The 6,186-nt window shown below is 56.9% G+C and carries 6 protein-coding genes; 1 reads left to right on the forward strand and 5 read right to left on the reverse strand.

Features of this window, described 5'->3' with window-relative positions:
- Positions 1-88: 88 nt before the first annotated feature.
- On the forward strand, positions 89-640 hold the full coding sequence (locus DW49_RS0120265) for a TIGR04141 family sporadically distributed protein (protein WP_081591659.1): 552 nt from the start codon (positions 89-91) through the stop codon (positions 638-640).
- A gap of 177 nt (positions 641-817) precedes the next feature.
- On the opposite strand, the gene DW49_RS0120270 is transcribed toward DW49_RS0120265, so the two are convergent.
- The 5 genes from DW49_RS0120270 to DW49_RS0120290 form a co-directional block, all read right to left on the reverse strand.
- Complete coding sequence (locus tag DW49_RS0120270; RefSeq protein ID WP_005620447.1) at positions 818-2,302, reverse strand: amidase; 1,485 nt, start codon at positions 2,300-2,302, stop codon at positions 818-820.
- 47 nt (positions 2,303-2,349) lie between these two features.
- A complete protein-coding gene (locus DW49_RS0120275) occupies positions 2,350-3,282 on the reverse strand; it encodes a SphA family protein (protein ID WP_024421374.1) in 933 nt (310 codons plus the stop codon).
- Positions 3,283-3,350: 68 nt separating this feature from the next.
- Positions 3,351-4,343 (reverse strand): helix-turn-helix domain-containing protein, encoded by a 993-nt coding sequence (locus tag DW49_RS0120280; protein ID WP_024420487.1) that lies wholly within the window; start codon positions 4,341-4,343, stop codon positions 3,351-3,353.
- A 343-nt stretch (positions 4,344-4,686) separates the two neighbouring features.
- Positions 4,687-5,157 (reverse strand): type II toxin-antitoxin system YafO family toxin, encoded by a 471-nt coding sequence (locus tag DW49_RS1000000133735; protein WP_024420488.1) that lies wholly within the window; start codon positions 5,155-5,157, stop codon positions 4,687-4,689.
- 349 nt (positions 5,158-5,506) lie between these two features.
- A complete protein-coding gene (locus tag DW49_RS0120290) occupies positions 5,507-5,941 on the reverse strand; it encodes a GNAT family N-acetyltransferase (protein WP_024420489.1) in 435 nt (144 codons plus the stop codon).
- Positions 5,942-6,186: the final 245 nt, after the last annotated feature.

Raw genomic sequence — 6,186 nt, forward strand, 5'->3', positions numbered from 1 at the left:
TGCGTTCTTCAATGCTGAGTTCATGATATGACATAGGTTCACCGTACCGGATTGGTCAGGTGTTGCGCTCAGTTTTTGCCGCCGCCACCTGTTAAAAACCCGGTCAGATCTGATCAAGCTTGATCGCACAAAAATCAATCCAGAAGGCGTTGTCGCCGCCAACCTGGAGCCCTGCGACTTCTATTCAAATGATAAACACTTCATTCATCTTAAAGATGGGGAGTCATCTGGGCCGATCAGTCACTTATGGATGCAGGGTGTCGTCAGTGCCGAGGCGTTTGTTGCCGACAGCGAGTTTCGCCGAAAGCTAAAGGATACGGTCGCGGCGACGAAAGGCGGATCTGCCTTCGTCGGAACCCTGCCAGACGGACGCAAGCGAGACGTGGATCGGGGCGAGTACACCGTTGTTTATGGGATCATGCGTCACAGGTATGTTGACGGTACTATAGGCATTCCGTTTTTTAGTAAAGTCAGTTTGATGGCCGCCTGCGATAGGCTTAGACGCACTGGAATGAACATCCGTAAGGAAATCATCGAGAAATTGACGCCCAAGCCTCCGGTGAAAAAGGCCAAGTCAAAACGGCCTACGATCAAGGCCAAAAAGACCTCCAGCGCCCATAAGCGCCCTGCTGCACCTTAACTCCTTCACTATTAGGCCTTGCCTCACCAAAACGGGTGGTCAAGTGAAATACAATTTTGCACGGTATTCCAAATGGTATTCCAACCAAAATTAAAAAAAAATATTAGCGTTATATATCAATTAGTTACTGATCATATTCAAATTACCCCGGCAAATCAAATCGCAGACGAAGACGCCCTAAAGCGTCTTTTTCGCCCCCGCTTGCCTACCCACGCCCCCACAACCACTAACCCCCGGCACCCGCCCCCGCCACGGCCTCACCCGCTCCAACTGCCCAGCCAACCCCAACAACACCCCTTCCTCCCCAAACCGCCCAGCAAAATGTGCCCCCATCGGCAGCCCCGCCGCGCTCCAAACCAACGGCACCGACATCGCCGGTTGGCCACTCGCGTTAAACAACGCTGCAAAAGGCGAATACCGGTGCGACCGCTCGATCATGTCCTCAAGGCTCAGGCTCATGTCCGGCACCACAAGCTCGCCAATGCGCGCTGGCTCGCGTGTCAGCACTGGCGAGAGAATCACGTCGTAATCCTGCATGAATGTCGCCAATTGGCGGCCCAGGGCGTGTATCCATTCGACGGCGGCGGTGTATTGCGCGCCGCTGACGCTGCCTTTGTCGCGCAGGATGATGCGTGTGCGGGCTTCCAGTTCGGCGTCCTGTACGTCAAAGCCGCGCATGCGGCCGAGCATGTCGATGTGGTTGCGGGTGTTGGCGCCGATGATGGTGAAGACGTGGTCGAGGAATTCCGGTAATACCACGGGCAGGCTGACCGGTTCGATGCGGTGCCCGAGTGACTCGCACAATTGTGCGGCCTCGCGCACGGCGGCCAGGCTTTCGGGCGAGGTTGGCCAGGTGCCTGATTGTTCGATGAGCGCGATGCGCAGGGGGCCGGGGTCGCGTTGGGCGGCGTTGACGTAAGGCAGGCTCTGGACCGGGCCTGCGTAAGGCGCGCCGAGGTCCATGCCGGTGGTGGCGTCGAGCAGGGCTGCGCTGTCGCGTACGGTCAGGGTGATGGCGTGCGCGGTGCTCAGGCCGGCCCAGCCTTCGCCGACCATCGGGCCGGAGGGCATCAGGCCGCGACTGGGTTTGAAGCCGAACACGCCGCAGCAGGACGCCGGCACTCTCAATGAGCCACCGCCGTCGTTGCCGTGGGCAAAGGGCACTGCCCGCGCGGCGACGAGTGCGGCAGCCCCGCCGCTTGAACCTCCGGCGCTGTGCTCGAGGTTCCACGGGTTGCGGGTCGCGCCGAAGCGTGTGGACTCGGTGGAGTAGGACGTGCCGAACTCCGGTGAGGTGGTGGTCCCGGCAAGCACGCAACCGGCACGCCTCAGGCGGCTGACCACTTCGGCTTCGAAGGGGGCACGAAACTCGCCCATGGCCAGGGAGCCATTGCTCATCCGTGCGCCGTGAACCGGGGTAAACAGGTCTTTGATGAGCGTCGGTACGCCGGCGAAAACGCCTTGGCTTTTTGCAGCGTCCAGCGCCGCGCTGCGGGCCGAGTCGTACAGTCGCTCGGCAACGGCGTTGAGCTGCGGTTCGACATGCTCAATGCGCTCAATCACCGCCTCCAGCAAATCGATCGGCTGGACCTCGCCGCGCCGGACCCATTCGGCCAGGCCGGTCGCGTCTTCATCGTTCAACAAGCTCTGAATGTCTTTCATATGAAGGCTCCTGATAATTGGAAAGGATCGTCTGTCTCGTAACCGCCCTAAAAACTGTGGCCCACACGTAAGGCCACGGTGTAACCCTCGGAACTGTTGCGCGCGTCGAATTCCTTGTAGAGGTGAAACCACGCCGCTGGCATGCCAGGCGTGAAATAGCTGATCGCGGGGCCGGCTGCGACCACTCGGGCGCGGTTGCCGGTTTCCAGCCCCGGCGCATCGTCATCGGAGAATTGCCGGTAATAGAACCCGCCCAGCCCCAGCGTGAAAGGCCCCACGTGCTGGCCTACGGCGAACTCGTGACGGTATTCGACGCCGTTCTTGTAGTCGGTCGCAGGGTTGCGGGTGTTGAAGTCCGTCTGAAAGCTGCTGGACACTTCAAAGCCGCTGTCGGTGATGTAGGTCGCGTTGAAGGTGGGAGAAAACGTCCAGTGGTTCAACCCCGGCGAGAACACACGACTCTTGTCGTAGTCGCCGGTGGGCGCCTGAACCTGCATCCGCGCGTTCACGAACAGGTTGGGGTAAAGATCCCATTGCAGTATGAGCGGCGACACTGAAATGTCGGCCATCCTGAACGGATCCGCCTTCAGGTCCAGCGGGCCGCCAGGCGTCTGCACCCGAAACGAGGCATCCATCTGGAAGAACGGCACCGCCACGCTGTAGCCATAGCGCGCGCCCAGTATTCTGTAATCGGTCATGCGAAAGTACGCGACGCCGATGGACAGAACATCCAGCGAAAAATTGTTGTCCTGCGAGCGGCCGTGGCGGTCTTTTTGCACATTGGCCGAATAGAACGCCACACGCATTCCCAATGTGCCCACGGGCGTCGACGCAGGCAGCATGCCAGCGCCGAAATCGTAAACGCCGAAAGACGTAGTAGGTGCGCCGTTTTCAGTGGCCTGAACCGTAGCACCAAGGCTCATCAGGCCGAGCGTCAAGAAAGTGAAGCGTCTGATTTTGGAATTATTGTTATGACTCATCGCATGCCCCTGACCACGAAGGTGGTGGGGCTATGCTATTGAGTCATGCTGTGTGCCTTTATCCGTTTTCAGCAAAGATGTGTGCGCTGTAACGTCTGCGAGGGTGTTTCCCCGAACAGGGTCCGGTAGTCACTGGAAAACCGGCTCAGGTGCCAGAAACCCCAGCGCGCGGCGACCGTCTGTACGAGTTCGACGCGGTTGCTTTCGCGCAACTCACGCCTCGCTGCGTTGAGGCGCAACGTGCGCAGAAAGGCCACAGGCTTGATGCCCAGCGTCTCCTGAAAACAGTACTGCAGTTTGCGGCGACTGGTGCCGATGTGGTTGCACACATCGAGGATGGACAGCGGTTCGTCCAGATGCGCCAAGGCATAATCTCGGGCCCGATCCACCATTCTCTTACGCGCAGTGGGGTTGAGCGGCGGCGCCTGATCAGGCGCCACCAGTTCCAGCACCTGCAACATCACGGCATCGCGAATGCCCCGCCGGATCGAATCGTGCTCAAGCTTCTGCAAACACGCCTGCTCACCATTCAACAGGTTATCGAACAGCGCAGTGAACCTCGTGCGAACCGTTGGATCGGCCAAACGGTAACACTTGGGAAGATCGGTAATTTCAAAACGACTGCCCTGACGTTCCAGCGCATGAGCCAGGGCACCCTCTTCGATCGCCACCCCCAGGGCATCCAGTTGCAGCGGCGTGCTCAATTCCGGAAGATTCTCGCCATGTGCGACGATCAGGCTGGGCTCCTGAAGCGTGTGCCCGGCGCAGAAAGCCGGACCGTTGGCGCTCAACGGCAAGGCGAAAATAATCGCCCCCTTCCAGGCCATGCCACTCTTGACCAAGGCCTGATTAGAGCGGTCGCGGACCAGTTGCAGCCAGTCCGAACGAAATTCCGTCAAGTCGCCTTCAAAGCCACCGGGCGTCACTTGATCGTACCGAACCTGCCAGCCGCTAAGGTTGCGACCGTGCTCGTCGATGTCGCAGGTTTGAAAACGCCGTAGATGAGGCAGTGGTGCCGCTTGGTTCGAAGCAGGGTTTATCGCCATATTATTGTCATTCATCGGCCTTGCCCTTAAATACGTTTCAAGGTCACAGGATAGGTGGAGGCAAGTTTCATTCCGGTTGGACCGGGGTTTGGCTGATTTTTGCTGAAAACGGCTAGTGTTCGTGAGATGTGGGAGCCCATGTATTTTCGATAGAGCTTCTCAATGAGCTTTGAGACTATCCCCTAATGGAATCGAGCCCCCATTGGTATCCCAGCAAGCCCATGCTGTCCCATTCGATACTCATTCTGCAGGTGCTCGGTTGCTGCTGAGTCAGCGTCAGGGTTTCAGGATAAGTGGCAATTAAATTAAAAACAAAAAACCCAGCACTAGGCTGGGTTGGCGGCGACGGTAGCAATAATCAGTCGGTGGTACCGGGAAATCCATAAGTCATCCAGTGACCCGCAGGGAAAAACTTTCCTATTTGCTGACGCTCGCTCTCGTAAAAGACACCTAGAGATCGCACAACGTATGGATCTTCCATTTGATCATGACCTGGCTCGAGAATCGTCAGCAACAGATACGGTGCGTGCTCCAGGTCAGCTAGAGATCCATAAACGAGAATCTTGTCAGAAGTGAACTTTAGAGGGTTGTTTTTGCCAGCCTCAAGCATCGCGTTCCACAAGTCTTGAACGTCTGGAGTTTCCAAATGAACTTTACGTATACCCATACGCACAACCTCGGGTGGTCGCGCGAAGGCAGTATCCTTACCAAAGAAATCACCAGGACCTATTCCATCGTCTTTCCAATGTGAGAATTCAGAACAAAGCTTTTCGACTTCAATCTTTGGAAGAGGCGTAGTGAGCTTCCTGCTCAAAACAACAGGGGTCATCTGTTTCCTGAGGTAAATTCAGGCTCGGCACGCTTACGCAGCCCACGAAGGTATTCTCCGTGCTCCCGAGCCACACTATCAAGCAGGGCCTGAGGCAATAGGCCAGGTTTGTGCCGCGCCATTTTTCTCTCATATGCGCTTGAGTCGGGTTGCTTCCCGTCTGCACGAATGTCAGTGCTCATAATCTCTTTCGTCCTAAAGGTCGGACTGGGCTGGGCATCGCTATGATAGGTTGGCGCCCGTGTCAACAGACTATAGCCGTTACTCAAAAATGAGCAACGTACAACTTCATCGCCGTGCTGCGTGGCAATGTAGCTGCCGGGCAGTGCTCCGAGCGGTCCGCATCCCCTCAAGCATCCTCACCACCCCGCCGCACCCTCGAATACCGATCAATATCTTCCCGCAACGTCCACCCCTGCCCACGCCAATAGTGTGCCGCGGCCTCATTGCCCTTCAACACATCCAGGTGGCACTTATAAATCCCCTGCGCCTCCAGGCATTCAAGGCAGCGCTCAACCAACTCACGAGCAATCCCCTGCCGCCGATACTCGGGTAGCACGATCAAATGCTGCAAATACCCCCGGCGACCGTCATGCCCGGACATCACACAGCCGCATAGAGCGCCCCCCGCTTCAGCCACAAAGCTCATATCCGGGTTTCGCGCCAGATAACGTAAGGTTGATTCGCGAGAGTCGGCGTCACGGATCGAGATGCCTGGCGTGCTGCGCATCAGTTCGATGACTGCATCGTAGTCATCTATTGTCATGCTACGAATCGTGATCATTGGCTAAGCTCGACCTGCTGTTCCGAGGGCCGAACAGATTAGCAGAGCCCCTCGCTGCCCTCATGACAACGCTTTCACAGCCTGGCTATCAGAGCCTGCCTATCACCCTCCAACGTTCTTTCTATTAGAAATATTCACCAAGAAGGCTAATCTAGTGTACTGTTTTCGAAATAAGTTACCCATAACCTGCAAGCTAAGCTATTGATAAGATTTGAATTTTCCGTTAGTTATCGCAAAGATCGGAA

The organism is Pseudomonas avellanae BPIC 631 (assembly GCF_000444135.1).
GTDB classification, from domain to species: Bacteria; Pseudomonadota; Gammaproteobacteria; order Pseudomonadales; family Pseudomonadaceae; genus Aquipseudomonas; species Aquipseudomonas avellanae.

Bases quoted from the DNA above. Each gene is read 5' to 3' on its own strand.
- DW49_RS0120270 (WP_005620447.1), bottom strand. From the start codon at position 2,302: ATGAAAGACATTCAGAGCTTGTTGAACGATGAAGACGCGACCGGCCTG.
- DW49_RS0120275 (WP_024421374.1), bottom strand. From the start codon at position 3,282: ATGAGTCATAACAATAATTCCAAAATCAGACGCTTCACTTTCTTGACG.
- DW49_RS0120280 (WP_024420487.1), bottom strand. From the start codon at position 4,343: ATGAATGACAATAATATGGCGATAAACCCTGCTTCGAACCAAGCGGCA.
- DW49_RS1000000133735 (WP_024420488.1), bottom strand. From the start codon at position 5,157: ATGACCCCTGTTGTTTTGAGCAGGAAGCTCACTACGCCTCTTCCAAAG.
- DW49_RS0120290 (WP_024420489.1), bottom strand. From the start codon at position 5,941: ATGATCACGATTCGTAGCATGACAATAGATGACTACGATGCAGTCATC.